At 70.0% G+C, this 25,053-nt stretch carries 24 protein-coding genes and 3 pseudogenes; 17 read left to right on the top strand and 10 right to left on the bottom strand.

Features of this window, described 5'->3' with window-relative positions; translation table 11 throughout:
• Nucleotides 1-62 precede the first annotated feature (62 nt).
• Both OG595_RS18890 and OG595_RS18885 read left to right on the top strand, forming a co-directional pair.
• Nucleotides 63-1,367: a GNAT family N-acetyltransferase gene (locus OG595_RS18890; RefSeq protein WP_329273571.1), complete on the top strand. Its 1,305-nt coding sequence runs from the start codon at nucleotides 63-65 to the stop codon at nucleotides 1,365-1,367.
• A gap of 239 nt (nucleotides 1,368-1,606) precedes the next feature.
• Nucleotides 1,607-2,464 (top strand): winged helix-turn-helix domain-containing protein, encoded by an 858-nt coding sequence (locus OG595_RS18885; protein WP_329273569.1) that lies wholly within the window; start codon nucleotides 1,607-1,609, stop codon nucleotides 2,462-2,464.
• A 25-nt stretch (nucleotides 2,465-2,489) separates the two neighbouring features.
• Here OG595_RS18885 and OG595_RS18880 read toward each other — a convergent pair whose 3' ends face one another.
• A complete protein-coding gene (locus tag OG595_RS18880) occupies nucleotides 2,490-2,678 on the bottom strand; it encodes a hypothetical protein (protein ID WP_319208588.1) in 189 nt (62 codons plus the stop codon).
• Between the two features lie 170 nt (nucleotides 2,679-2,848).
• Here OG595_RS18880 and OG595_RS18875 point away from each other — a divergent pair, with 170 nt between their 5' ends.
• Both OG595_RS18875 and OG595_RS18870 read left to right on the top strand, forming a co-directional pair.
• Nucleotides 2,849-3,733 (top strand): FadR/GntR family transcriptional regulator, encoded by an 885-nt coding sequence (locus OG595_RS18875; protein ID WP_329273567.1) that lies wholly within the window; start codon nucleotides 2,849-2,851, stop codon nucleotides 3,731-3,733.
• Between the two features lie 29 nt (nucleotides 3,734-3,762).
• A complete protein-coding gene (locus tag OG595_RS18870; RefSeq protein WP_329273566.1) occupies nucleotides 3,763-4,506 on the top strand; it encodes an HAD family hydrolase in 744 nt (247 codons plus the stop codon).
• On the opposite strand, the gene OG595_RS18865 is transcribed toward OG595_RS18870, so the two are convergent.
• On the bottom strand, nucleotides 4,497-4,679 hold the full coding sequence (locus OG595_RS18865) for a hypothetical protein (RefSeq protein WP_329273565.1): 183 nt from the start codon (nucleotides 4,677-4,679) through the stop codon (nucleotides 4,497-4,499). The genes OG595_RS18870 and OG595_RS18865 overlap by 10 nt on opposite strands.
• Nucleotides 4,680-4,854: 175 nt before the next feature.
• On the opposite strand from OG595_RS18865, the gene OG595_RS18860 reads away from it, so the two are divergent.
• Nucleotides 4,855-5,826 carry a winged helix-turn-helix domain-containing protein gene (locus tag OG595_RS18860; RefSeq protein WP_329273564.1) on the top strand — a complete coding sequence of 324 codons (972 nt, stop codon included), beginning with the start codon at nucleotides 4,855-4,857 and terminating at the stop codon, nucleotides 5,824-5,826.
• On the opposite strand, the gene OG595_RS18855 is transcribed toward OG595_RS18860, so the two are convergent.
• Nucleotides 5,730-6,605, bottom strand: coding sequence for an HAD family hydrolase (locus OG595_RS18855; protein WP_329273563.1), 876 nt, complete (start codon nucleotides 6,603-6,605; stop codon nucleotides 5,730-5,732). The genes OG595_RS18860 and OG595_RS18855 overlap by 97 nt on opposite strands.
• A gap of 397 nt (nucleotides 6,606-7,002) precedes the next feature.
• Here OG595_RS18855 and OG595_RS18850 point away from each other — a divergent pair, with 397 nt between their 5' ends.
• From OG595_RS18850 to OG595_RS18830, 5 genes are all read left to right on the top strand, one after another.
• On the top strand, nucleotides 7,003-7,998 hold the full coding sequence (locus tag OG595_RS18850; RefSeq protein WP_329273561.1) for a phosphotransferase family protein: 996 nt from the start codon (nucleotides 7,003-7,005) through the stop codon (nucleotides 7,996-7,998).
• Between the two features lie 88 nt (nucleotides 7,999-8,086).
• Nucleotides 8,087-10,231: a phosphotransferase family protein gene (locus OG595_RS18845; protein ID WP_329273560.1), complete on the top strand. Its 2,145-nt coding sequence runs from the start codon at nucleotides 8,087-8,089 to the stop codon at nucleotides 10,229-10,231.
• A 43-nt stretch (nucleotides 10,232-10,274) separates the two neighbouring features.
• Complete coding sequence (locus OG595_RS18840) at nucleotides 10,275-10,982, top strand: TetR family transcriptional regulator (protein ID WP_329273558.1); 708 nt, start codon at nucleotides 10,275-10,277, stop codon at nucleotides 10,980-10,982.
• A 40-nt stretch (nucleotides 10,983-11,022) separates the two neighbouring features.
• Nucleotides 11,023-13,152: a HelD family protein gene (locus OG595_RS18835; protein WP_329273557.1), complete on the top strand. Its 2,130-nt coding sequence runs from the start codon at nucleotides 11,023-11,025 to the stop codon at nucleotides 13,150-13,152.
• 80 nt (nucleotides 13,153-13,232) lie between these two features.
• The gene (locus OG595_RS18830; RefSeq protein WP_329273555.1) at nucleotides 13,233-13,778 is read left to right on the top strand and encodes an HAD domain-containing protein; all 546 of its coding nucleotides are present in this window, start codon (nucleotides 13,233-13,235) and stop codon (nucleotides 13,776-13,778) included.
• Between the two features lie 173 nt (nucleotides 13,779-13,951).
• On the opposite strand, the gene OG595_RS18825 is transcribed toward OG595_RS18830, so the two are convergent.
• The 3 genes and pseudogenes from OG595_RS18825 to OG595_RS18815 all read right to left on the bottom strand — a co-directional run.
• The gene (locus OG595_RS18825; RefSeq protein WP_329273553.1) at nucleotides 13,952-16,372 is read right to left on the bottom strand and encodes an excinuclease ABC subunit UvrA; all 2,421 of its coding nucleotides are present in this window, start codon (nucleotides 16,370-16,372) and stop codon (nucleotides 13,952-13,954) included.
• 107 nt (nucleotides 16,373-16,479) lie between these two features.
• Nucleotides 16,480-16,890 (bottom strand): VOC family protein, encoded by a 411-nt coding sequence (locus OG595_RS18820; protein WP_327696535.1) that lies wholly within the window; start codon nucleotides 16,888-16,890, stop codon nucleotides 16,480-16,482.
• 262 nt (nucleotides 16,891-17,152) lie between these two features.
• Nucleotides 17,153-17,566 (bottom strand): annotated as a pseudogene (locus OG595_RS18815) (helix-turn-helix transcriptional regulator); the annotation flags it as partial.
• 255 nt (nucleotides 17,567-17,821) lie between these two features.
• Here OG595_RS18815 and rox point away from each other — a divergent pair.
• From rox to OG595_RS18795, 4 genes are all read left to right on the top strand, one after another.
• Nucleotides 17,822-19,279 (top strand): rifampin monooxygenase, encoded by a 1,458-nt coding sequence (gene rox / locus OG595_RS18810; protein WP_329283016.1) that lies wholly within the window; start codon nucleotides 17,822-17,824, stop codon nucleotides 19,277-19,279.
• 116 nt (nucleotides 19,280-19,395) lie between these two features.
• Entirely contained in the window at nucleotides 19,396-19,767 is a 372-nt protein-coding gene (locus OG595_RS18805; RefSeq protein WP_329273552.1) for a VOC family protein, read from the top strand.
• 341 nt (nucleotides 19,768-20,108) lie between these two features.
• Complete coding sequence (locus tag OG595_RS18800; RefSeq protein ID WP_329273551.1) at nucleotides 20,109-20,600, top strand: methyltransferase family protein; 492 nt, start codon at nucleotides 20,109-20,111, stop codon at nucleotides 20,598-20,600.
• A gap of 238 nt (nucleotides 20,601-20,838) precedes the next feature.
• A complete protein-coding gene (locus tag OG595_RS18795) occupies nucleotides 20,839-20,976 on the top strand; it encodes a hypothetical protein (protein WP_329273550.1) in 138 nt (45 codons plus the stop codon).
• A 326-nt stretch (nucleotides 20,977-21,302) separates the two neighbouring features.
• Here the strand turns inward: OG595_RS18795 and OG595_RS18790 are convergent.
• Nucleotides 21,303-21,422: pseudogene (locus tag OG595_RS18790) on the bottom strand (TetR/AcrR family transcriptional regulator); the annotation flags it as partial.
• Nucleotides 21,423-21,502: 80 nt separating this feature from the next.
• On the opposite strand from OG595_RS18790, the gene OG595_RS18785 reads away from it, so the two are divergent.
• Nucleotides 21,503-21,922 carry a hypothetical protein gene (locus tag OG595_RS18785; RefSeq protein WP_329273548.1) on the top strand — a complete coding sequence of 140 codons (420 nt, stop codon included), beginning with the start codon at nucleotides 21,503-21,505 and terminating at the stop codon, nucleotides 21,920-21,922.
• A gap of 101 nt (nucleotides 21,923-22,023) precedes the next feature.
• On the opposite strand, the gene OG595_RS18780 is transcribed toward OG595_RS18785, so the two are convergent.
• The 3 genes and pseudogenes from OG595_RS18780 to OG595_RS18775 form a co-directional block, all read right to left on the bottom strand.
• Entirely contained in the window at nucleotides 22,024-22,602 is a 579-nt protein-coding gene (locus OG595_RS18780; RefSeq protein ID WP_329273546.1) for an O-methyltransferase, read from the bottom strand.
• Between the two features lie 105 nt (nucleotides 22,603-22,707).
• Nucleotides 22,708-22,825, bottom strand: a pseudogene (locus OG595_RS45365) (nucleotidyltransferase family protein); the annotation flags it as partial.
• Nucleotides 22,826-22,921: 96 nt separating this feature from the next.
• Entirely contained in the window at nucleotides 22,922-23,434 is a 513-nt protein-coding gene (locus OG595_RS18775; RefSeq protein WP_329273545.1) for an NUDIX domain-containing protein, read from the bottom strand.
• Between the two features lie 212 nt (nucleotides 23,435-23,646).
• On the opposite strand from OG595_RS18775, the gene OG595_RS18770 reads away from it, so the two are divergent.
• Both OG595_RS18770 and OG595_RS18765 read left to right on the top strand, forming a co-directional pair.
• Complete coding sequence (locus OG595_RS18770) at nucleotides 23,647-24,195, top strand: helix-turn-helix domain-containing protein (RefSeq protein ID WP_329273544.1); 549 nt, start codon at nucleotides 23,647-23,649, stop codon at nucleotides 24,193-24,195.
• A 95-nt stretch (nucleotides 24,196-24,290) separates the two neighbouring features.
• Nucleotides 24,291-24,977: a hypothetical protein gene (locus OG595_RS18765; RefSeq protein WP_329273543.1), complete on the top strand. Its 687-nt coding sequence runs from the start codon at nucleotides 24,291-24,293 to the stop codon at nucleotides 24,975-24,977.
• Nucleotides 24,978-25,053: the final 76 nt, after the last annotated feature.

Here is a 25,053-nt window from a genome sequence, read left to right as displayed (position 1 = left end):
GGGCGGCGAGGGCGGGGGAAATCCGCGCGACAGGCCACCCACCCTCCCCCTAGCCTGACCCCATGACCCCCCGTGCCGACATCGACGTACGCACCGTCACCGAGGACGGACTCCGGGAGTGGACCAGGGCCCTGAGCACCGGGTTCCTCCGGTCGCCCGAGGTCACGGACACGGAGCTGGAGGCACGCCGAGGCGGCTTCCTGCCGGGGCGGACCCTCGGCGCGTACGACGGCGAACGATGCGTGGCGACGTTCCGCTCGTTCCCGCAGGACCTGAGCGTGGGCGCCGGCGCGACCGTCCCCGCGGACGCGATCTCGAACGTCACCGTCTCCCCTACCCACCGCCGCCGGGGCATCCTCACCCGGATGATGACCCAGGACCTCACCGCCGCGAAGGAACGCGGGGACGTCGTCGCCACCCTGATCGCCGCCGAGTACCCGATCTACGGACGGTACGGCTTCGGGCCCGCCACCTGGGCCTCGGAGTGGACCATCGACGTACCGCGGGCGGGCCTCGACCCCCGCTGGGCGGGCCCGGCGGACGGCGGCCGTATCGACCTCGTGGACGCGGCGGACGTACGGAAGCTGGGGCCGGAGCTGCACACGCGGCTCGCGCGGCAGCAGCCGGGTGCCGTGAGCCGTGACGAGCGCTGGTGGCAGGTCAACACCGGTGTGGTGCGGTTCGGGGAGTCCTGGGACGAGCCCTTCTACGCCGTCCACCGTTCGGCGGACGGCGAGATCGACGGGCTTGTCTCGTACGAGGCCGAGGACAAGTGGGACGCCAAGCAGCCGCAGAACACCGCCGACGTGAACTGGCTGATCGCCGCGACGCCCGCCGCCGAGCGCGCCCTGTGGCAGTACCTCTGCTCGATCGACTGGATCACCAGGGTCAAGACCGGCTGGCGCGCCCCGGACGACCTGCTCCCCTTCTTCCTGCCGAATCCGCGGGCGGCCAGGCTCACCACGCACGCGGACTGGCTGTGGGTGCGGATCCTGGATGTCGTACGGGCCCTGGAGGCACGTCCGTACGACGGGACGGCCGAGGGGGTGACTGGCGGGGCGGCCGGTGGGGCGGTCGGCGGCAGCCGCAGCCTTGTCCTGGAGGTCGTCGACCCGGCCGGGTTCGCCGGGGGACGCTACCGGCTCGACGTGTCCGAGGCGGGCGTCGGCTCCTGCACGTCAGGTGTTCGTGACGCCGCCGAAATCACCCTGGATGTAAGCGAGTTGGCGGCGCTGTGGCTCGGTGACGAGTCGGCGGTGCGGCTGGCGGCGCTGGGGCGGGTGCGGGAAGAACGAGCGGGCGCCGCCCGTGTGGCCGACGCCCTGCTGCGTACGTCCAGGCGACCGTGGTGCCCGGACATCTTCTGATCCGATTCCGGTCCGGCCCCCTTTCCCGTCGTGGTGGCTGCCGAGCTCCAGGCTCCCCTCCGGAAGAGAGTTCGTCGGCCAACCTGTCGAATGCCTGACCATGTTGTGGAAGTTGGTAGCCAACTTCACTGTGCTTATCTCCACTTGGAAGCGTCTTATAACCACCTTTCCTTGAACTGCCCAAGGATGGCGGGAAGTTGTAGGGTTTGGTTGTGGAGACCCATAGGTCACACCGAGACGTGGCCGACGCCCTGCGCAGCCGGATCAGGACCGGTGAGCTGCGGCCGGGCCAGCGCATGCCCACCCAGGCCAGGCTGGCCGAGGAGTTCGGCGTCGAGCGGGGAGCCGTGCGGGAGGCGCTGCGCATCCTGCACACCGAGCGTCTGCTGACCAACGTCAGCAAGGGCAGTCCGGCGACGGTCGCCCTCGATCCCGGACCGGCGCCGACCGGCCCTGCCGCCCCGCCGCTGCCCACCATCGGGGGCCTCGCGCCCCGTATCGCGGTTGCCTTCGCGGCGCCGCGTGTAACGATCGACGCCCTGTGCCTGACGTCCGTCTCGCTCACCCTCGCCATCGGGGAGCCGCTGCGCCAGGTCCATGCCGGACGGCTGAATCCGGCCAGGATCGACGTCCGGGTGCTGCTGCCGAGCCGCGACATCGACCTCGCGTTCCCGGCGCCGGTGGCACTCGCGGACGGTTCCCCGGCCGGGGCGTCGGCCACCGGCCGGCTCCAGCGCCGCTGGCTGACCCACCGCAACGCCCAGGGGCAGGTCCTGCGGCACAATCTGCTGGCCCTGCGCGGCACGCACGGTATCGACGTGCACGTCTCCTTCCGGGCCCTCCCGTTCACGCCACCGGTGCAGTTGTACCTGCTCAACGGGACGGAAGCGCTCTTCGCGTACTACACGCTGAAGAGGAGCGAGGCGGAGATCGACCACGAGCAGGTGGAGATGTACGACGCCGAGGGTGTCCGGTCGACGCTGTTCGCGTTCGAGCGGGGCGCCGGGCTGCGCGACTCGACGTTCGTGGAGCAGTCGCACCTCTGGTTCGACGCGCTGTGGGAGACGATCAGTTCGGAGCTGGTGCTCACGGACTGAGGTCTCCCGAGGCCGGCTGCCACCGTCACAGGGTGGGCCCGGTGACCAGCAGGGCGAGCACGACGGCTCCGATGGAGCTGATGGTCGCGTTCCTGGCTTTGATGCCTATGGTGAGCAACAGCAGGCCGACGACGCCGGAGGTGCCGTACTGCCAGCTGATGAACTGCTGGAAACCGCTGATGAAGACGGCGGCGAGGAGAGCGATGGCGGGCATGGTGGTTCCTCCTTCAAGCGTCAGGGGCGGTGGCAGGTGGTGGAGAGGAGGGGAGGCTTCCACCAACTTCATCAAGTTGGTTACCAACTCTGACTAGGTTGTCCCCACTTGGTCACTACTTATAAACAACTTTTAAGCAACTCCCCAAAGATGGATCGGAGTTGTAGCGTTTGGCTGTGACTCAGGAGAACGTGGCAGTGAACGGCAGCAGACGACAGACGCCCCAGGAGATCGCCACCGCCCTGCGTGACCGCATCCGCACCGGCGATCTGCAACCTGGCGACCGCCTGCCCACTCAGGCCGACCTGGCCGAGGAGTTCGGCGTCGAGCGGGGTGCAGTACGCGAGGCGCTGCGCATCCTGCACGCCGAGCAACTACTCACCAACGTCAGCAAGGGCAGCCCGCCGCGCGTCGCCGCGGTGCCCCCCTCCCGGGTGGGGCCCCAGCCGACGATGGTGGGGCTGGCGCCGCGTCTGACGGAGGCGTTCTCGGCCCCGCACGTGAGTATCGACGCGGCCTGCCTCACCGCGGAGACCCTGATGCTGGCCGTCGGCGAACCCGTCCGGCTGATCCACGAGGGCCGTATCCGCCCCGAGTCGATCGACGTACGCATCCTGCTGCCGTCCCGGGACATCACGCTGGCCTTCCCGGTCCCCGTCGACGACAGCGGCGACGCCGCTGAGGCCCCGGTCCACCAGCGCTGGCTGGCCCAGCGCAACGCCCAGGGGCACGTACTCCGCCACAACCTGCTGGCCCTGCGCTCGTCGCACGGCATCGACGTACGGGTGACGTTCAGGGCGCTGCCGTTCACGCCGCCGGTGAAGCTGTACCTGCTCAACGGGACGGAGGCGCTGATCGCGTACTACATGATCGCCCGCCGCGAGGAGCCGATGGAGAGCGGGACGCTCGACATGTACGACACCCTGGGGACCGAGTCGCTCCTCTTCTCGTTCGAGAAGGGCGCCGGGGAACGGGACACCGCGTTCGTCGAGCAATCCCAGAAGTGGTTCGACGCCCTCTGGGAAACCATCACGACGGACCTGACACTCTCCTAGTGACCCCTGATACGACACGGACCGAGCATGTGGCATCGGACACCGAGAACGAGACCGGAAAACTGCGGGACCTGATCGCCCGGGCGCGCGTCGTGCTCTGGGACTTCGACGGGCCGATCTGCAGCCTGTTCTCCGGGCACTCGGCGGAGAAAGTGGCCACGGAGCTGGTGGAGTGGCTGGAGGGGCGCGGCCTGCACGGTCTCGTCACCGAGGGGGAGCGGGAGAGCCTGGACCCGCATCTCGTGCTGCGCGCCGTCGACGCCCGGCACCCGGGCAGCGACCTGGTCGCGGAACTGGAGGAGCGTCTCACGCAGGAGGAACTGCGCGCCGCGTCCTCGGCGATGCCGACCGCTTACGCCGACCCCCTGATACGCACCTGGACGGCCGTGGGTTCCCGGCTTGCCATCGCGACGAACAACTCCCCACTCGTGGTCCGCGAGTACCTGGCGAGCCGTGGTCTGAACTCGTGCTTCGCCCCGCACGTCTACGGCCGCACGCGGGAACTCAGCCTCCTCAAGCCCGACCCCCACTGTCTCAACCGCGCGTTGAACGCGATGGGGGCGGCGCCGGCGTCAGCGCTCATGATCGGCGACACCCCCTCGGACTTCCTCGCCGCCCAGGAGGCCGGTGTTCCGTTCCTCGGCTACGCGCGTCACGAGGACAAGGAGAAGCTGCTCCGTGACGCGGGCGCCGAGACGGTCGTGGGTTCGCTGGAACCCGTACTGAGAGTGCTGCGCACGGTCAGAGATCCTGGTTCAGGGCCTCAGGCCTGAGTCATCAGCACCGCGAACACCACGGCCGCCCCGACGGCCAGCCCGCTGTGGCGTGACCTGATTCCCACGAAGATCGCGCTCAGCAGGATCAGGCCGAAGAGCCCGAGCCTCAGCTGTGCCAGCATGCTCAGCCCTAACTGGCACAACGCCCACAGCACTTGAAGAAGAAGCATGTCCCCCACCCGCACCTTCCACAGCGGTCAATCACTCAACTTGCTGTCCAATTGGACTGGTTGCCTTCGGGATTGGTCTTCCCGGGAGTGGAGATCCCTTAACTGCCCTGCTCAAGTGGTTGGTTGGTTGACGCAAATTGGTGTGTCGGCGGTCCGGAAGAGGTACGGTCGATTTGTGGGTGAGCAACAGGACAACCAGCGTGGCACCGAGGGCGGCGGCAGGGAGTTCGAGCGGATCCTCGCCGAACTGATCCTCCGGATGTCCGGTGACGAGGCGACGGCCGCGGTCTATCCGCTGGGGACGCTGCTGCCGCCCCAGCGTGAACTCGCCCACGAGTTCGGGGTGTCCAGGGACACCGTCCAGCGGGTGCTGCGCGTGCTCACCGACCGGCATCTGATCGAGTCCCGGCAGGGCAGCGGCTCCCGGGTGATCGCCGTACCGGAGCCCGCGCCCGCGCCGCGTACGGCCGGCGCCCAGCAGGGAAGTGGCGGCCGGCCGGGCGGCGCGGTGCGGCTCGCCCGTCCCGGGCGCACGTCCCTGGCGCCGCACATCCGCGAGGCGTTCACGAAGCCCGAAGTCACCCTGGACGTCTTCACGTTGACGTCCGAGTCGCTCCAGGGGCACATCTGGCTCCAGGCGGAACGGATCAGGACCGGGGAGATCGCCGCCCCGCGCAGCATCACCCTGCGCATGCTGCTGCCCACCGACGATCTGCCGCTGCCCTATCCGCGGGCCATCGCCGACCCGGCCGACACCCGCCCCGTGGACCGGCTCCGGGCCATCACCAGCCGGCACGCGACCTCGCTGCGGCATGTGCTGGGCATGCTGCGGGCGGAAGGGCTGGTGGAAAACGTCGAGGTGGCGATCAGGCGGGTGCCGATCGTTCCGGCGTTCAAGCTCTATCTGCTCAACGGCACGGACGCGCTGCTCGGAATGTACGAGGTGGTCGAGCGTCCCATCGTGCTGGAGGACGAGACGAAACCGCTTGCCGCGATCGACGTCATCGGGATCGGCGCCAGTCTTATGCACGGTGTGCGGGGTGCGGAGGGTCAGGATTCCGGTGGTGCGGAATCCGAGGGGTCGGTGTTCGTGGACAGCATGCAGTCGTGGTTCGACTCGGTCTGGGAATTCATCTCGGAGGACTGACCGCCCCCGGTCGCGGAAACGGGCGATTCCTCGACCGCCTCGACCACCGGTGCGTGCGAGGCGACCACGAAATCCGCTCCCCGGCGCAGCATTTCGCGCGCCCGGTCGTCGTACGGGGTGAATCCCAGGAAACGTACGCCCGCTTCGGCCGCCGCCGTCAGATCCGTCAACTGGTCACCGATGAGCAGGACATGACCGGGTATCGGATCGCCGAGAAGGCGTAACGCGCGGCGGAGCGAATCCGGATGGGGTTTCATCAGCCGGGGATCGTGCGGATCGCGTCCGCAGATCGCCTCGAACCGACTGAGCAGACCGACATGTCGCAGGTATTCCCGTACGGGACCCTCCGCGTTGTTGCTCACGATCGCCAGGGGCCTGCCGCGGGCGTGCAGCGCTTCGACGAGGTCGCTCGCGCCGGGGGTCTCCCGGGCCGAACTCAGAGCCGAACGCACCGCGGAGTACTCGTACTTCTCCACGATCCCGTCCGCCCAGTCGAGGGGCCCGTCGAGGGCGGGCGCGTGCCGGTCGGCCATGGCGGCGAGCTCGTGGAGGATGCCGTGCGAGTCGGCGCAGTCGCGGACGGCCGGGTCCAACTCGGTGCCTGGCCAAGCCTGTTCCGCATGTGCCTTGACCTCGTCGGCGATGTGCGCCGTGGAGGTGGGGCCGAACAGGTCACAGACGGGGCCGTCGAAGTCGATCAACACCGCTTGTATGTCGCGCAACAGGGCGCGCAGACGGTGCGGGTCCTGGGCGCGGGGGTCACCGGGGGCGCCACTCATGAGTCTCCTCGTTCGTCGGGATGTACGTAGGGCGCGCACCTCGCGCTCATCGGCTTTCTGGCAACATGCTCATTCACGGAGGAGCGGAGGAGTACCGTGCATCTCTCCTCCACCATGGATGTGGGCCCCGTGGGGCCGTTGGTGCGGGACCGTCGTCGCGGGTCACGAGGGGCGCTGTGAAAGGGCCCCGCGGGCTCTGGTGGGGCGAGGCGGGTCCTCAGGGATCCTCACGTGTCCTCAGGCAAGAGAGCGGGCGATGTCAGCCGAACGAGTGTCTCCGGCTCCGGAGCGAGCCGTCGATGTGACCCCCGCGAGTGCCGCCGAGGAGACGTTCCAGGGCTACCACCATGTCACGCACGTGATCTCGCTTCCCGGGCCTGCCCCGGACGGCAGCCGGGTGCGCGGCAAGGTCCGCGAGCCGCGCGGCAACCTGCTCTGGTTCGACCGGCGTTGCTTCTTCTCGGAGGAGCAGCTCCTGGCGGACCTCCAGGGGCGCGTCGACGGCATTCCCGAGCTCATCCCGGCCGGGGACATGCGGTTGCAGCGGTTCATCGAGGGGCGGACGCTGGCCGCGCGCCACCGATCGGGCCAGAAGGTCCCCGGCGAGGTGGTCGACCAGGTCCTCAGGCTCTTCGGGCAGATGCTCGCCATCTCGGCGGACACCCTCGACACGGAACGCCGGTGCGAGATCGCGGACCGGGCCACCGACCCCAACAGCTCGGAATTCCTGGAACGGCTCATCGCCTTCGCCGAGGAGCGCGTCTACCGGCGGAACCTGGCGGACTTCCAGTCGCTCTTCGAGGCCCTCGGTGTCGACGCGGACTCTTTCAAGACGCTCAGAAAGAACGTTTCTGACCTGACCGAACGTCCCTTTTGTCTGCTCCATGCCGACCTGCACCGGGAGAACTTCGTCCTGGACCGTGCGGGCCGGCTCTGGACCATCGACTGGGAGCTGGCGATGTTCGGGGACCCGCTCTACGACCTGGCCACGCATCTCTACCTCATGCGCTATCCGGAAAAGCAGCGCGATTCCCTTGCCGAGCGCTGGAGTTCGCTCGCGGAGGACGTCAGGCCGGGCAGTGCGAAGAACTGGGAGAGCGATCTCCCGAAAATCCTGGATTTCAAGCGCGCGCAATCGGTTTTCACCGACGTGATCCGCGCCACTCAGATTCTCGGTTCCGGTGCCAGGTTCAACTGGCCGCAGCTTTATCGCGAGGCCTCGAAGGTGCACGGGGCTCTGCTGGGCGGAGCGGAGCCTCTGGGGCTTATGGGTGTACCAACTCTTCGGTATGTCATGACATCCCTGGTGCGGTGGCATCGCGAGCGACGGGACCGGGATCGGAGCAGTGGACAGGGAAATGATCACCGGGATGCGGAAATCGCTTTCCCCTAAACTCATTTGAGTGACTCTCGCCTCGTTGGTCACACGAATGTTCTACAGTCGGTATCCAGCACCAAGCGCACGAGGCACAGGAACTCCATTGAGCACACCCCTTGCCCCGCACCCCACCGTGTACGGCCAGTTCGTCGACCTGGCGTGCGAAGAGGGGGAGTTGCTCGAAGGGCACCACAACTCGAACTACGTACTCGCACTCACTCCTGAATTGGCGCAGGTCCTCCGCTGCCAGGCGGGCAGGCCGGTCATGGTCCGGATACCCCGCCACGATCTGCCGGTCGTGGCGGTGAAGACCTGGCCGGACGAGGAGGCGAGGATCCTGGACGCGATCAGGAGCACCGTGCCGGGCGTGCCGCGCTGCCTGGCGGAGGTCTTCGGGAAGTCCGGGCTGTTCGACTTCGTGCCCGGCCGGCCGCTGTCCGGCACCTCCCCCCGAGGGACCCCCGTCGACCGTGAGGTGATCGCGGCGATGGTCGGCATCCAGGCAAGCCTGACGTCGGTGCCCCTCGAAAAGCTGCCCCCGCTGCCGGCGGGCTGGCCGTCGGGCGACGACAGCCGGGCCTTCCTGCGGCACCTGATCCATCGTGCGGACCGGGTCGTCCGGCTGGCCAACAACAAGGCCTACGGCCCGCTGTTCCGGGCCCTGGGAATCCCCGACGACGGCCTGCGCAGAATGGTCGGCCGGGTACCGCGGATGACCGGTCGGCCGTACCGCTTCCTGCACGGTGACCTGCACCGGGCCAACGTGATCGTCACCCCCGACGAGCCGCCGCGGCTGATCCCCGTCGACTGGGAACTCGCCACCTACGGCGACCCGTTGCACGACCTCGCCATCCATCTCGTACGCATGGGCTACTCCGAGGCGCAGGTCGAGGAGGCGACCGAGGCCTGGGCGGAGGCGATGCGCGGGGTGAGCCCGACCTCGGTGCGCGGGCTGTACGAGGACCTGCCCCAGTACATCGCCTTCGAGCGGGCCCAGTCCGTCTACCCCGACGTGATCCGCGCGGCGTACGCCCTGGAACAGTCGCCCGACGCCGGGCAGTTGGTGAAGTCCGTGCGGAGCGTGCACCGGGCGCTGACGGTCGCCGCGGCGCCGCTCGCCCTGCGGGACGTCCCGGACGAGGGGGAGATCGAGGAGGTGCTGGTCCGCTGGACGTTCTTCCGGCTCGGCGCACCGGTCGCCAGTGGGCGGGAGACGGAACCCGTCCACTGGAAGCCGGGCCGCGACCACCCTCACCTGCCCGATTTCACCGACGCCCAGGTCGCCGACGCGCTTCTCGCGGAGCGCTCGGCGGCTGCCCGCAACGCGCGCACGGGCATGTCGGACGTGAACCCGGTGGTGCGGGTGCGGGGCCGGCGCGACCCGGTCCTCGTACGCCGCCCCGCCAGGACGCCTTCTCCCCGGCGCGAAACGGGTCAGCACGCCGAGCACGTCGTACTCCAGCTCATCGAGACCACGCGCGTGGCGGTGGCGGCGCCGCGTGTGCTGGCCATGGGCGACGACGCCGACCCGGCGGGCCCCTTCCTCATCCACACGTACGTCGGTCAGGGCGACGGCGGCACACCGCCCCGGCGCCCGCTGTCCGGCCTTCGGCTGTACGAGGCCGACGAACTGGTCGACCAGCTCTGCGCCCTCACCGCGGTCGACTACTTCGCCCTCGACCCGACGGCCACCGCCGGAGTCTTCTACGAGCGGATGACGGAACGGCTCGTCCGGCTGGCCGACGCACTGCCCGACGAGTCGCGCCGCCTCGCCGAGCGGTGCGGCCTGCCCGGCCCCGACCGCCTCCACCGGATCCTGTCCCGCTACCGGGTCAGCCCGCGCACCCCCACGCTCCTCCACGGTGACCTGCGCCTCTGGAACCTCGTACGCCTGAACGAGGAAAGGTTCTCGCTGGCTCTCGTCGACTGGGAGCGCGCGATGGTGGGCGACCCCCTGTACGACCTGGTCCGCCACTTCCATCTCGCCCGCCCCCGCCCCGTCGTGCGGCACCGCATGCTGCGCCGCTGGGAGCTGACCCTGCCGGCGCACTACACCCGCGACTGGCGGCGCGACCGGCGCACGTACCAACGACTGGAGATGGTCCGCTCCGCGTACGTCGACCTCGACCGGCTGGCCGGCCGCACCGACCTGGAGGCATCCGACACGGCCCGGGCGGTGGCGTCGGTCCAGGCGACCGTGGCCGCCGCGCTGAACGCGTTGAACCTGGAGCCGGGACCGATCCTGTAACCGCTTCTCCGGCGTCGGTGTGGTGGTGCGTAGTCTCCCTCCCATGGCTGAGATCGGGCTGCGTGAGCGCAAGAAGCGGCAGACGTACCAGAACGTGTCCGACATCGCGATCGGGCTCTTCCTGGAGAAGGGCTTCGACGCGGTCTCCGTCGCGGAGATCGCCGCCATGGCCGGGATCTCCAAGCCGACCCTGTTCCGGTACTTCCCGGCCAAGGAGGACCTCGTCCTGCACCGCTTCGCGGACCACGAGGACGAGGCGGCGCGGGTGGTGCGGGCGGCCCGTGCGGATACGGGTGCTGGTGCGGGGGCCGGGGTGTCGCCGGTCGATGCGCTGCGGCGCCATTTCCTCGACGGGCTGAGCCGCGAGGACCCGGTCACCGGCCTCAACGACGCCCCTGGGGTGCTCGCCTTCCACGGTCTGCTCTACGGCACCCCGTCGCTGGTCGCGCGGGCGTACGAGTACCAGCAGCGCTCGGAGGCCGCACTCGCAGCGGCCCTGGGCGGCACCCTGACGGCCCGGCTCGCGGCCGGTCAGATCATCGCCGTACAGCGGATCCTGGCTCAGGAGAACTGGCGGCGGATCGCGGCGGGGGAGAGCGTGGAGGCGGTACGGGGGGACGCGATCGCGGCTGCGGAGGGGGCGTTCGGGCAGCTGGAGGCGGGGCTGGTGCCGTGGCTCCGGTCGGAGGGGCCGGGGGCTGGAGTGGGAGCGGGAGTGGGACGGGCGGGTGCAAGGAACACGACCGGGTAAAATCTTTAACTCGGTTACATTATTTGGGTAGGGTTGCCGGATGACGCCACCCGACTCCCCGCTCCATGACTCCCTGCGTCGCGAACGCGCCCACCACGACGCCTGCCGCGCCGCCCTCGCCGCGATGATCGACGGCGCCCGGGAGCAGGTCGTCACCGGCGTGGACGTCTCCGCCTCCGGCGCGGACGCGGAGGTGCTCGGGTACCAGTTGCGCAGCAAGGCGAAGGAACTGGGCGAGCTGCCCGAAGGGCCTCTGTTCTTCGGCCGGTTGGACTTCGGCAGCGGTGAACGGGGTGGCGAGCACCGCGGGGCCGGCTATCACATCGGGCGTCTGCGGATCAGCGAGCACCCGACCCGCCCGCCGCTCGTCGTGGACTGGCGGGCCCCCGTCTCCCGGGCCTTCTACCAGGCGAGCGCCCGCGATCCACAGGGTGTGGCCGTACGCCGCCGGTTCGGCTGGGCGCCCGGCAGCAGGGGCGACTCCGCCGACCTGACCGGCCTGGAGGACGAGCACCTGGACGGGGGCCCGGACGAGTACCTGACGGAAGTCGGTCCGGGGGAGGGGGAGTTGGCGGGCGGTGCGGGTGGCGTGGGCGGGCTGGTCGCCCGGGAGATCGCGCGGCCCCGGGTCGGGCCCATGCGGGACATCGCCGCGACGATCCAGCCCGAGCAGGACGACCTCGTACGGGCGGGCCTCGGCGTGTCCGTGTGCGTGCAGGGCGCCCCCGGCACCGGCAAGACGGCAGTCGGCCTGCACCGGGCCGCCTACCTCCTCTACACGCACCCCCAACGCGTCCAGCGCGGCGGCCTGTTGATCCTCGGCCCCAACCGCACGTTCCTCTCGTACATCTCGGAGGTACTGCCCGCCCTCGGCGAGACGGGCGTACGGCAGTCGACGGTCACGGACGAGATCGCGGGCCCGGGCCGTCCGGTGCGGGCGGAGGACGACGAGCGGGCCGCCGTCGTGAAGCACGACGCGCGGATGGCGGAGGTGCTGCGCCGGGCGCTGTACGCCCGCGTGGCGAGGGACGGACACGCCAACTCCCTTGACCCCGTTGGCCCCTTCGACTTCCTTGAGGTGCCGGACGATTCGTACCGCTGGCGGGTCCCGGCGGCGGAGCTGGCGCGGATCGTGGCGGGCGTACGGGCCGAGGAACCGCCGTACGCCGTGGGGCGCGAGCGCGTACGGACCCGGGTCGTCGGCCGTATCCAGCGGGAGGCGGAACGGCGGGCGGGGCCGCAGTCGAACGGCTGGGTACGTCGGATCGAGCGGGCGCGAGCGGTCGGGGCGTACGTGGAGGCGGTGTGGCCGAGGGTGCGTCCGGAGGAAGTGGTCGCCGAACTCCTGGGAGATGCGGGGGTGTTGGCGCGGGCGGCCGAGGGAGTGCTGGGGGAGGACGAGCAGCGGGCGGTGCGGTGGGCGCGTCCGCCGAGGTCGTGGAAGTCGGCGCGCTGGTCGGCCGCCGACCTGGTCCTCCTCGACGAGGTCGCCGGCCTGATCGAACACCCCGAGGGCTACGGCCATGTCGTGATCGACGAGGCCCAGGACCTCTCCCCGATGGAGTGCCGGGCGATCGCCCGCCGGGTGCCCTACGGCTCGCTGACAGTCCTGGGCGACCTGGCCCAGGGCACCACGCCGTGGGCGGCACGGGCATGGGGTCCCTTGCTGGGCCACCTGGGCAAACCGGACGCCACGGTGATCCCGCTGACCACCGGGTTCCGGGTACCGCGGACGGTGGTCGCCTTCGCCAACCGGCTGCTGGCCCGCCTGGACGTACCGGTGCCACCGGCCCGATCCCTGCGCGGCGACGGGGAGTTGAGGGTCGTGGAGACGACCGACATCCCGGGCGAGGTGGTGGCCGCGGTGCGCCGGGCGCTCGCTGGGGAGGGGTCGGTGGGGGTCGTGACGGCGGACGGCGAGGTGACCGGGGTGCGGGAGACGCTGGGCGCGGCGGGAGTGGCGGTGAACGGGGGCAGGGTCGCGGTGATGTCGGCGAAGGAGGTGAAGGGGCTGGAGTGGGACCACGTGGTCGTGGTGGAACCGGCGGCGATCGTGGAGGGGGAGCGGGAGGACGGGGTGACCGGGCGGGGACTGAACCGGCTGTACGTGGTGCTGACACGGGCGGTGTCACGGCTGGAGGTCGTGCACGGGCGGGCGTTGCCGTTCTGAGCTCGGGATCCGGATCCGGTTGAGCATGCGAATGCGAATGCGGCGGCGGTGAGGGCGAGGCCGCGGTATCAAGAGGGGCGATGACGAACCCTTCTCCGTTCCCTTCCCCTCCTCCCGCCCCGCGCCCTCTCCTCTTCCTGGACGTCGACGGGCCGCTGATCCCGTTCGGCGGCACACCGGAGCAGTATCCGGACGGTTACCCGACGTACCGGCCCGCCCGGCGACCGCGCGTTCCGGCATCCGGGGCTAACCCCTTGCTGCCCCGGATCGACCCCGCCCTCGGGCCTCGACTGGCCGCGCTGGCCTGCGAGTTGATGTGGGCCACGACGTGGATGGACGAGGCGAACGAGTGTGTCGCCCCGTGGCTGGGTCTGCCCGCCCTACCGGTGGTGAACTGGCCGGAGCCGGGCCCGCAAGACGTGCCCGGGGTGCACTGGAAGACCCGCCCGCTCGTCGAGTCGGCAGGCGGGCGGGCCTTCGTCTGGCTCGATGACGAGGTGACCGACGCCGACCGTCGGTGGGTGGCCGAACACCACCCGGGCCGGGCCCTGTTGCACCGGGTCGACCCTCATCACGGGCTGCGGGACGCGGACTTCGCGGTCGTCGAGGATTGGCTCCAGCCGTAGCCCGTAGCCCGTAGCTCGTAGCTCGTAGCCCGTAGCCCGTAGCCCGTAGGACGTAGCCCGTAGGACGTAGGACGTAGGACGTAGGACGTAGGACGTAGGCGATCAGAGGCCGGACGCGGGAGGCAGGGGCAGCAGGGGGCGTGGCCACGGTGCAGTGGTCCCGGCCCCGCCGCTCAGGCGCCCACGTACTCCGCCAGGTGTTCCCCCGTGAGGGTGCTGCGGGCCGCCACCAGGTCGGCCGGGGTGCCCTCGAAGACGATTCGGCCGCCGTCGTGGCCCGCGCCGGGGCCGAGGTCGATGATCCAGTCGGCGTGGGCCATGACCGCCTGGTGGTGCTCGACGACGATGACCGACTTGCCCGCGTCGACGAGCCGGTCGAGCAGGCCGAGGAGGTGTTCGACGTCGGCGAGGTGGAGGCCGGTCGTCGGCTCGTCGAGGACGTACACGCCGCCCTTGTCGCCCATGTGCGTGGCCAGCTTGAGGCGTTGGCGTTCGCCGCCGGACAGGGTGGTGAGGGGCTGGCCGAGGCTGAGGTAGCCGAGGCCGACGTCCGCTAGCCGGTCGAGGACGCGGTGCGCGGCCGGCGTACGCGCCTCGCCCGCGCCGAAGAACGCCTCCGCCTCCGTCACCGACATCGCGAGCACCTCGCTGATGTCCCGCCCGCCGAGGTGGTACTCCAGGACCGCTGCCTGGAACCGCTTGCCCTCACAGTCCTCGCAGGTCGTGGCGACGCCGGCCATCATCGCCAGGTCGGTGTAGATGACACCGGCGCCGTTGCAGGTGGGGCAGGCGCCCTCGGAGTTGGCGCTGAACAGGGCCGGTTTGACCCCGTTGGCCTTGGCGAACGCCGTACGGATCGGGTCCAGGAGTCCCGTGTACGTCGCCGGGTTGCTGCGCCGGGAGCCGCGGATCGGGGTCTGGTCGACCGACACCACACCCCCGTCGACGGCACCCCGCGTCTCGACCAGCGACCCGTGGATGAGCGAGCTCTTGCCGGACCCGGCGACACCGGTCACCACGCACAGCACCCCGAGCGGGATGTCGACGTCGACGCCCTTGAGGTTGTGCTTCGTCGCGCCGCGGATCGGCAGTGTGCCCGTGGGCTCGCGTACCGACTCCGTCGCCTTGAGGGCGGCCCGGTCGTCGAAGTGGCGGCCGGTGACCGTGCCGCCGGTCCGCAGCCCCTCGACGGTCCCCTCGAAGCAGACGGTGCCGCCCGCCGTACCGGCGCCGGGGCCGAGGTCGACGACGTGGTCGGCGATCGCGATCACCTCGGGCTTGTGCTCCACGACGAGCACGGTGTTGCCCTTGTCGCGCAGCCGCAGCAGCAGGTCGTTCATGCGCTGGATGTCGTGCGGGTGCAGGCCGATCGTCGGCTCGTCGAACACGTACGTGATGTCGGTGAGCGCGGAACCGAGGTGGCGGATCATCTTGACGCGCTGCGCCTCACCGCCCGACAGGGTGCCCGAGGCGCGGTCGAGCGCGAGGTAGCCGAGGCCGATCTCCACGAACGAGTCCAGCGTGTGCTGGAGCGCGGTGAGCAGGGGTGTCACCGAGGGTTCCGTCAGTCCGCGGACCCACTCGGCCAGGTCGCGGATCTCCATCGCGCAGGCGTCGCCGATGCTGATCTTCTTGATCTTCGACGACCGGGCACCCTCGCTGAGCCGGGTGCCCTCGCAGTCGGGGCAGGTGGCGAAGGTGACCGCCCGCTCCACGAACGCCCTGATGTGCGGTTGCAGCGCCTCCTTGTCCTTGGAGAGGAACGACTTCTGGATCTTGGGGATCAGTCCCTCGTAGGTGAGGTTGACGCCGTTGACCTTGATCTTCGTCGGCTCGCCGTAGAGGAAGTCCTGCATCTCCTTCTTGGTGAACCGGCGGATCGGCTTGTTCGGGTCGAGGAAGCCCGACTGGGCGTAGAGCCCCACCGTCCACTGACTGTCCGACTTCCAGCCGGGGATGGTGAACGCGCCCTCGGCGATCGACTTGGAGTCGTCGTAGAGCTGGGTGAGGTCGATGTCGGAGACCGCGCCCCGGCCCTCACAGCGCGTGCACATACCGCCGGTGCGGTTGAAGGTCGCCTTGACGGTCTTCGTCTTCTCGGCACCGCGTTCGACCGTGATCCCGCCGCTCGCCCGGACCGAGGCCGTGTTGAAGGAGTACGCGCTCGGCGGCCCGATGTGCGGCTGCCCCAGCCGGCTGAACAGGATGCGCAGCATCGCGTTGGCGTCGGTGGCGGTGCCGACCGTGGAGCGCGGGTCGGCGCCGAGCCGCTGCTGGTCGACGATGATCGCGGTCGTCAGACCTTCGAGTACGTCGACCTCGGGCCGCGCCAGCGTCGGCATGAACCCCTGGACGAACGCGCTGTAGGTCTCGTTGATCAGCCGCTGCGACTCCGCGGCGATCGTGTCGAACACCAGGGAGCTCTTGCCCGAACCGGAGACACCGGTGAACACCGTCAGCCGACGCTTCGGCAGTTCGATGCTGACGTCCTTGAGGTTGTTCTCGCGCGCACCGTACACACGGATCAGATCGTGACTGTCGGCACCGTGCGGCGCGTCGGCCGCCCGCGAGTCCGTCCTCGGGGTCCTGCTCATCGGGTCTCCGTCTCGTCTGGGTTTCCTACAGGCCGCCGCGGGCTGCTCCCGCCGTACAGCCGGCCCGGTTCACGACCCGGCCGTTGGTCCGGTCCCTGGCCCGGTCCTCAGCCCTTCGGCTTCTGCGAGATCCGTACCAGGTTGCCCGAGGGGTCGCGGAACGCGCAGTCGCGCGGGCCCCATCCCTGGTCCATGGGCTCCTGGAGCACCTCGGCGCCGGATGCCCGTACCTTCTCGAACATGGCGTCGAGATCGTCGGTGCGGAAGACGAACATCGGCATGACACCCTTGGTGAGCAGTTCCTGCAGGGCGTCGCCGTCGGCCGCGGAGCGGCCCGCGTGCGGTTCGGAGAGGACGATTTCGAGGTCCGGCTGCGCGGGGCTGCCGAGGGTGACCCAGCGGTGTTCGCCGGATGCGACGTCGTTGCGGACCTCGAAGCCGAGTGCGTCGCGGTAGAAGGCGAGCGCCTCGTCGGGGTCGTTGACGGTGATGTGGCAGTACTGCAGTGCGATGTCCATGCCGTCAAAGCTAGGCGGCGGCCGTACGGCCCGCTTCTCGAATCCTGCTCGGTACGTTCCCGATGTGCCCGTCCGGTGTGCCGGTGGGTGATGCGTCGGTGGGGGATGTGCCGCTGGGGGGCGTCCCGGTGGGAGATGTGCCGGTGGGAGATGTGCCGGTGGGCGGAGCGTCCGTGCCCGTGACGTCCGGGCTCGACAGCTCGGCGTCCGACAGCTCAGCGTCCGACACGTCGGCGTTCGGCGCGTCGGTGCTCTGCACGCCGGAGCCCGTCGTCGGCGCGTTTCTGCTCGGCCGGGTGGTCACCTTCGCCACGCAGGCGGGCATCGCCGTCACCGCCTCGTGCTCCCGGCCGCGGTACGCGCTCGGTGTCTCCCCGACGATCTCGGTGAACCGTGAGCTGAAGGAGCCCAGCGACGTACAGCCGACGGTCATGCACGCGTCGGTGACGCTCATGCCGGCGCGGAGCAGCGTCATCGCCCGCTCGATACGGCGGGTCATGAGATAGCTGTAGGGCGTCTCGCCGTAGGCCGCCCGGAACCGTCGTGAGAAGTGCGCCGGCGACATCAGCGCGTGCCTGGCCATCGTCGGCACGTCGAGCGGACGCGCGTACTCCCGGTCGATCAGATCCCGGGCCCTGCGCAGATGCGCGAGGTTGGCGAGCTCCTGCGGGTCCATTCCGCGACCGTACCACCGGGTCGCGTGGCCGGTCCGGGGCTGCGTGAGCACTCGGACGGTGCGGACGGTGCGGAGGGTTCGGCCGGAGGAGCCGGAGGAGAGAGCGCGGCCACTCCCCTCCACTCTCAAGCTATAGCCCACTGGGGGGCTTGCGGCAAGACCCCGGTCATGCCGCAGAATCGTCGGCCGAGGCAGCCCGGACCTGCGGAAATCGCGGAGATCACGGTAGTCGAGGCTGCCGAAATGGGGGTTTTCATGATGGACGTGATCGTGGTCGGCGGAGGACCCACCGGCCTGATGCTGGCCGCCGAGCTGCGGCTGCACGGCGTGCACGTGGTCGTGCTGGAGCGGGACGCGGAGCCGACCCCGGTCGTCCGCGCGCTCGGTCTGCATGTGCGCAGCATCGAGGTGATGGACCAGCGCGGTCTGCTGGAGCGGTTCCTCGCGCACGGACAGCAGTACCCGGTCGCAGGCGGCTTCTTCGCCGCCATGGACAAGCCCGCGCCCGCCCGGCTGGACACCGCGCATCCGTACGTACTCGGCATCCCGCAGACCGTCACCGACCGCCTGCTGTTCGAGCACGCCACCGAACTCGGTGCCGACATCCGGCGCTCCTGCGAGCTGGTCGGGCTGAGCCAGGACGAGGAGGGCGTGACCGCCGAGCTCGCCGACGGCACACGGCTGCGCTCGCGCTACCTCGTGGGCTGTGACGGAGGCCGCAGCACCGTACGCAAGCTGCTCGGCGTCGGCTTCCCCGGCGAGCCGACCCGGCTCCAGGCGCTGCTCGGCGAGATGGAGGTGGGCGTACCGCAGGAGACGGTGGCGTCCGTGGTGGCCGAGGTCCGCAAGACCCAGAAGTGGTTCGGCCTCGGGCCCATGGGAGGCGAGGGGGTGTATCGCGTCGTCGTGCCCGCCGACGGGGTGACCGAGGACCGCGCGGTCCCGCCGACCCTGGACGAGGTCAAGCAGCAGTTGCGGGCGTACGCCGGTACCGACTTCGGTGTGCACTCCCCGCGCTGGATCTCCCGCTTCGGCGACGCCACCCGGCAGGCCGAGCGCTACCGCACCGGCCGGGTACTGCTGGCCGGCGACGCGGCGCACATCCATCCGCCGGTCGGCGGACAGGGGCTCAACCTCGGCATCCAGGACGCGTTCAACCTGGGCTGGAAACTGGCCGCGGAGATCGCCGGGCGGGCACCGGAGGGGCTGCTGGACAGCTACCACACCGAACGGCACCAGGTGGCCGCCGAGGTGCTGGACAGCACCCGCGCGCAGACGCACCTGATGTCCACCGATCCGGGCGCCCAGTCCGTACGCCGACTGCTGTCGGAGCTGATGGACTTCGAGAACGTGAAGCGGCACCTGATCGAGAAGCTCGTCGGCATCGGCATCCGCTACGACCTCGGCGAGGGCCACGACCTGCTCGGCCGGCGCATGCGGGACCTGACACTGAAGCAGGGTCGCCTCTACGAGCTCATGCACGACGGCCGAGGCCTCCTCCTCGACCGGACCGGCCGACTCTCGGCGACCGGCTGGGAGGACCGCGTCGACCACGTCGTCGACGACACCCAGGAACCGGACGAACTCGACGTACCCGCGGCACTGCTGCGGCCGGACGGCTACGTGGCGTGGGTCGGCGGGGATCAAGGGGATGCGGACCAGAGGGATCTGGCCGTCGCGTTGGCCAAGTGGTTCGGCCCTGCGGCCGGTTGAGGTCCTGCCTCACCTGCCGCGGGCAGGCGCCTCCAGAATCCTGCATCGGCAGAGTCAAAGTAATGTCGGCGGAGTCAAAGCAATGGCGGAACTCCACTGATCGGCCCGGAGGCGTCGTGCCGCTACAGATGAGGCTGAGCGCGATCACACTCGACTGCCCTGATCCGCCGGCTCTGGCGGCGTTCTATCAGCAGGCCACCGGCCTCGAACTGCACCCGAAGTCGGACGCCGACTTCGCGGGTCTCAACGGTGAGGACGGACTCTTCATCGGCTTCCAGCGGGTCGACGGCTACCGGGCTCCGCGCTGGCCCGACCAGACCGTTCCGCAGCAGCTTCACATCTGCTTCAAGGTCGGGGAGAACCTGGAGGAGGCCGAGGCCCGCCTCCTGGAGCTGGGCGCGGCCAAACCGGACCACCAGCCCCACGGAACCAAGGCACGGGTCCTCACCGATCCGGCCGGCCATCCGTTCTGCATCGTCAGGGGCTGACCGGATCCTGCCGCGGGCCGGGATCAGGAGCAGGTGCAGGTGCAGGAACCGGTACAGATAGTGGACGGAGACTGGTGAGCCGTCCCTCCGCCGAGGACCGGACGGCCCCTTCCTCCCCACCAGGCCGGCCGGGCGGAAACCGGGTGCGGACTGTCGGAAGGTCGGCGAGGTGGTGTGTGACCGGGCCTGGCGATTGTGTTGGGCGAGCCGGGAGCCGTCGAGCTGCGCGAGGCCGGGGGCGCGCTGCTCGGCTTGGCCCGTCCACCTGTCCACCTGTCCACCCGTCTGCCTGTCCCTTTCCACCGGTTTACGCCAAGGCGTGCTGCGGCCATGCTGGCTGAATGCGCAAGTCGGCCGCAGCCGTGGGCAGTTCGGTGTTCATGGCACTTGCTCCGGGGACGGTGGCCGGGCTGGTGCCCTGGTGGCTGACGCGCTGGCAGGCCGGCCATTGGTGGTTGCCGTTACGGGTGCCGGGCGGTGTCGCACTGACCATGGGCGCGGTGGTGCTGGTCCACGCGTTCGCGCGGTTCGTGGCCGAAGGGCTGGGCACCCCGGCACCGGTGGCGAGGACCGAGCACTTGGTGGTCGGCGGACTGTACCGGTACGTACGCAACCCGATGTACGTGGCGGTGGTGACCGTGATCGCCGGGCAGGGACTGCTGCTGGCCCGACCGGTCCTGCTGGCGTACGCCCTGCTCGCCGGGACGGCCATGTGGGCTTTCGCGAGGTGGTACGAGGAGCCCGCCCTGCTGCGTACCTTCGGCGCGGAATACGAACGCTACCGCCAGGCTGTCCCGGGCTGGCGCCCGAGATCGCGCCCCTGGCGGAACTGACGGCCCGGCAGGCCCTGGTTGGTGCAGGCACTGGCCGGTCGATCCGGCCGAAGCGACCGACTGCCGTGCGGCACGCGCCGACCGCCCTGCGGTACGCACCCCTTGCCTGCGGACGCACTCACTCACTGCCTGCCTGCTTGCCTGCCCGCCAGGCCTGCCGGGGCCGTCACGCCTGTCCGGCCCGGTGACCTTGAGAGGCGATCAGCACCTCACCGAACAGCCGCCCCACCGCGCGCCCTTGACCGGGAGGCCCCTGGAACCGGAGCGGTTCGCCGCCCGACTGCCCCGGGACCCCGGGACTTTCGCCCGACTGCCGCGCGACTTCCGCCCGGCTTCGGTCGAGGACCGGCTCGGCGACGGCAGGGCCTGCCTGTGACCAAAGTGCTGGGCCGTGTGCGCTAGACTTGATCTTGAACTGGTCGCCGCAACTCGGGGTGGCTGGCTGTGCGTTGGTCGTCCAAGGAAAGACGCCCCGCTTCCTGCGGGGAAATGCAGGTGCAAGGCCTGCCCAGCGCTCCATATACGGGCCCGTCCGCACACAGCGGACGGGCCCTGTCCGTTGTCCGGGGTCAGATCCCGGGTGGCTGCGATCTCACCGTCACGGCGTGCGCGTAACCGACGGGTGTGGCACCGTGACGGTCAGTACGGCCCGCCGTTTTCCCCCGAAACGGCGGGCCGTTCGCGTTCCGCGGACGCGGAGTGTCACGCCGGCGGCCGGGTGAGTTTGGCGGCCACGGTGTCGAGGACCCAGTTCAGGCCGGTGGCGAGGGATGTCTCGGCGTCCGCGTCGGTGCCGTCGTACACGGCCTTGGCCAGCGCCGGAGCGGGCTCTCGCACGAGAGCAGCCACCGGCCCTCGTGCAACGGGCTGCCCGGCGAGTCGATGAGGTACTGCGCAAAGCGGTGGGCCCACCGTTCCGGGCTGCCCGCCAGCGCACGGCCCGTATCGGCACGCAAGGGCGGGACGAAGGAGCGGTACGCATCGGTGCGCCAGAAGTCCACGCCCTCGTGCTGCTCATCGACGACGGCGAGCAGCACGGGCTGCGACATCTGGGAGACCAGCAGCTGCGCACCGGCAGTGAACACGCACAGCCCCGGCTGGTGGCGGTCCTGCACGTCCAGGGACAGGCCCGCCCACGTGCCGTCGTCCCGCGTGACATCCCTGCGGTGCATGCCGAGAGCGTAGACGGCTGCTGCGGGGACCCCGAAGGCATTCTGTCCGTCCGGCATGACCCACACCCTCGACAAGCCGGCGAACCCGGCCGAAGGCACGCACGGTGCTCGTCGAAGTTCCTCACTCCGTTGAGCGCCGGATACGGCTGAGGCGACGAGCGGCACTGGCCGATTCCCGAGAGCCCCGTCACGCTAGAACGCTGGAGCGCCAGCACGCTGGAGGGCTCGTGATCGCGGGCGACTCCCGGCCGTCAGGCTGTCCGTACGGCCATCAGCAGTCCACTTGCCCATGCCAGGCGGACGCATCGGAAGTCCTCGCGTTCGTCCAGTTCGGCCAGAAGGCGTTTGACGGAGGCTTCGTGGCCCTCCGGCCAGCCGGGCTGGGGGGAGAGGTCGTCGATCAGGTAGGTCCCGCCGGGAGCCACGAGGTCCAGGGCTCGGTCGAGGTGTGTGAACTTGCCTGGCCAGGTGTCCGCGAAGACGAGGTCGAAGGGGATGCCGGCGAACTCCTCCAGCCAGGTGCCGCCGTCCCCGGAAACGAAGGTCACCCGCGGGTCGGCGCCCAACTGCTCTTGGGCGATGGCTTGGATGGTGGGGTCGAGTTCGACGGTGGTCAGGCGGGAGGCGGGGTCCATGCCGCTGAGGAGCCAGGCGGTGCCCTCACCGGCTCCGGTGCCGAGTTCGAGGATCCGGCCCGCGGGCCGGGCGGCGGCGAGTGCTGCCAGGAGACTTCCAGTGCGGTCCTCGCTTGACATGGTGAAGCCCGCGTCGCGCGCCCTGGAGCGCAACACGGGCAGAGCGGTCGGGAGGCGGCTCGGCGTGTCGTCCATCCGCAGATGATGCGAGGACCAGGTCCTTGCGGGCAAGGCCGTTCCTCGTCACCGTGTCGGTGAACGGGACCAAGCCGTACGTGCTCAGAGAGGAGCGGGACTGGGGTGCACGCGGGCCTCGTTGCGGATCTCCCACCTCGGCCGGCAGCCCGGCGAACACCTCCTGCCCTGTCCTGATCACGGCGTCCTCCGCCTCCCAGGAGAGGTCGGTGCCGTCGAAGTGGTCGATCAAGCATCCGTAGCCCCCTGTCACGAACAGCCGTTCCCACAAGGCGCGTTGGCCTCAAGCAGGCCTCCCGGCCCGCGAGGCGGGCAAGGGTCAGGACCGCGTGGCCCGGAACGCGAGATACCGGCTGAAGGCTTCGTGGCTGTCGGGAGTGAAGCGCCACTCCAGCAGGGCCGACCGCAGCTCCGGCTCCGTCAGCCGGCCGTGCCAGGCGACCTCGTCAGGATCGGCGGCCACCGTGTCCGGCACCACGGCTTCGTGCACGCCGAGCCAGTGAGGGCTCAAACCGCTGCGGTTGAGGAACGTGAACAGCAGGCGCGGCAGCACACGAATGCCCAGCTCTTCGGCCAGCTCCCGCGCGGCGGCCTGTTCATAGGACTCGCCGACATCCACGGCGCCACCGACCACGACCTCGTAGAGCCCGGGGAAGCGCGAGAGCTGCTCCGACCGCCGGTGGACGAGGATCCGCCCCCGCTCATCACGACACACCGTCACTGCGACCCGGTGCAGCCAGCCCTCCCGGATGGCCTCCCGGCGGCTGACCACCACCCCCAGCTCGCGATCTTGATCGTCGACACGCTCCACCAGTTCGTCCACGGCGGACACCCTGGCAGAGCCCACCGACAACGCCGCTTCCCGGCGACCCGTGGAGGGCGTCCCAAGAGCACCTGCGCAAGGTGGCCGGACCCGGATGGCGACAGTTGTCGTGCAAATGCGACACCTGTCGTGCTCGGGCTCAGACGACGGCCGACGTGGCGTAGCGCACTTTTGCAAGCAGGCGCTTGCAATAGTTAGCAGGGGTGTTGCAAGCTGGATGCATGGCAACGCTCAACGTCGGCAATCTTGGTGAGTACCTGCGCGACCAGCGGCGCACCGCGCAGCTGTCCCTCAGGCAGCTCGCCGATGCCGCCGGGGTGTCGAATCCGTATCTGAGTCAGATCGAGCGCGGGCTGCGCAAGCCGAGCGCGGAGGTGTTGCAGCAGGTCGCCAAGGCGCTGCGGATCTCCGCCGAGACGTTGTATGTGCGGGCCGGGATCCTCGACGCCGAGCGGGACCGGGACGAGGTGGAGACGCGTGCCGCCATCCTTGCCGATCCCACGCTCAGTGAACGGCAGAAGCAGGTGCTGCTGCAGATCTACGAGTCCTTTCGCAAGGAGAACGGGTTCGAGATCGCCGAGGTGTCCGAGGTGTCCGACGTCTCAGAGGTTGCCGGTCCGGGCAGTGCTCCCGTTTCGACGGACGTCCCCGTGCCGGGCGTTCCGGGGGGCGCTCACGGAGACCCGGACAGGCAATCAGGCAGCGATACAGGCAGAGATACAGACATAGGCACCGGCAGCGACGCCGACCCGCAGCAGACGGCCGGGTGACGCACCAGACGCGTCAGACGCACTGGTCGGGACCGGCCCGACGTTCACGGAAACCCCAAACCCTCAGTTCGAAGCAACCCGGGAGGACCATCACCATGGCCATCACCGACGACCTCCGCAAGACCTTCAGCGACCCCACGCCGCTCTACTTCGCCGCCGGCACCGCCGACCTCGCCCTTCAGCAGGCCAAGAAGGTGCCCGCTCTGGTCGAGCAGCTGCGTGCCGAGGCGCCGGCCCGGATCGAGGCCGTGCGCGGTACCGACCCGAAGGCGGTTCAGGAGAAGGCCGCCGCTCGCGCCAAGGAGGCGCAGGAGAAGGCTGCCGGCCGTGCCAAGGAGGCGCAGGAGACCATCCAGACCAAGGTCGGCGAGTTCATCAGCACGCTGGACGGTGACTTCAAGAAGCTCGGTTCCACCATCGACGCCGACCTGAAGAAGCTCGGTGAGAGCGCCCAGGACCTCGCCCTGCGCGGTGTCGGTGTCGCCGCCGAGTACGCCGTGAAGGCGCGCGAGACGTACGAGAAGGTCGCCGAGCACGGCGAGCAGGCCGTGAAGACCTGGCGCGGCGAGGCCGCCGAGGAGATCGAGGAACTGGCCATCGCCGTCGAGCCGAAGGCCGAGCCGGTCGAGGTCAAGGTCGCGACCGAGGAGAAGGTGCCGGCCCCCGCCGCCCCGGCTCCCGTCGAGGCCAAGGTCGAGCCCGCGCCTGCCAGGAAGCCCGCCGCGAAGAAGGCTCCGGCCCGCAAGCCCGCCGCCAAGAAGACGACCCCGCCCGCCAAGTAGGCATACGGGCAGGCCAGGCGCGTAGCCGCTCGGCAGAGCCGAACGGGTGAAACAGCGTGTACGAGGACGGGCCGGG

Origin of the sequence: Streptomyces sp. NBC_01451, assembly GCF_036227485.1 — a bacterium.
GTDB lineage: Bacteria > Actinomycetota > Actinomycetes > Streptomycetales > Streptomycetaceae > Streptomyces.
This window is presented reverse-complemented; position numbering and strand designations above follow the sequence as displayed.

Excerpts from the sequence above, each read along its gene's own strand:
- OG595_RS18890 (WP_329273571.1), top strand. The coding sequence starts at position 63 with ATGACCCCCCGTGCCGACATCGACGTACGCACCGTCACCGAGGACGGA.
- OG595_RS18880 (WP_319208588.1), bottom strand. The coding sequence starts at position 2,678 with ATGCCCGCCATCGCTCTCCTCGCCGCCGTCTTCATCAGCGGTTTCCAG.
- OG595_RS18865 (WP_329273565.1), bottom strand. The coding sequence starts at position 4,679 with ATGCTTCTTCTTCAAGTGCTGTGGGCGTTGTGCCAGTTAGGGCTGAGC.
- OG595_RS18855 (WP_329273563.1), bottom strand. The coding sequence starts at position 6,605 with ATGAGTGGCGCCCCCGGTGACCCCCGCGCCCAGGACCCGCACCGTCTG.
- OG595_RS18840 (WP_329273558.1), top strand. The coding sequence starts at position 10,275 with ATGGCTGAGATCGGGCTGCGTGAGCGCAAGAAGCGGCAGACGTACCAG.
- OG595_RS18835 (WP_329273557.1), top strand. The coding sequence starts at position 11,023 with ATGACGCCACCCGACTCCCCGCTCCATGACTCCCTGCGTCGCGAACGC.
- OG595_RS18830 (WP_329273555.1), top strand. The coding sequence starts at position 13,233 with ATGACGAACCCTTCTCCGTTCCCTTCCCCTCCTCCCGCCCCGCGCCCT.
- OG595_RS18825 (WP_329273553.1), bottom strand. The coding sequence starts at position 16,372 with ATGAGCAGGACCCCGAGGACGGACTCGCGGGCGGCCGACGCGCCGCAC.
- OG595_RS18820 (WP_327696535.1), bottom strand. The coding sequence starts at position 16,890 with ATGGACATCGCACTGCAGTACTGCCACATCACCGTCAACGACCCCGAC.
- rox (WP_329283016.1), top strand. The coding sequence starts at position 17,822 with ATGATGGACGTGATCGTGGTCGGCGGAGGACCCACCGGCCTGATGCTG.
- OG595_RS18800 (WP_329273551.1), top strand. The coding sequence starts at position 20,109 with ATGCGCAAGTCGGCCGCAGCCGTGGGCAGTTCGGTGTTCATGGCACTT.
- OG595_RS18780 (WP_329273546.1), bottom strand. The coding sequence starts at position 22,602 with ATGGACGACACGCCGAGCCGCCTCCCGACCGCTCTGCCCGTGTTGCGC.
- OG595_RS18770 (WP_329273544.1), top strand. The coding sequence starts at position 23,647 with ATGGCAACGCTCAACGTCGGCAATCTTGGTGAGTACCTGCGCGACCAG.
- OG595_RS18765 (WP_329273543.1), top strand. The coding sequence starts at position 24,291 with ATGGCCATCACCGACGACCTCCGCAAGACCTTCAGCGACCCCACGCCG.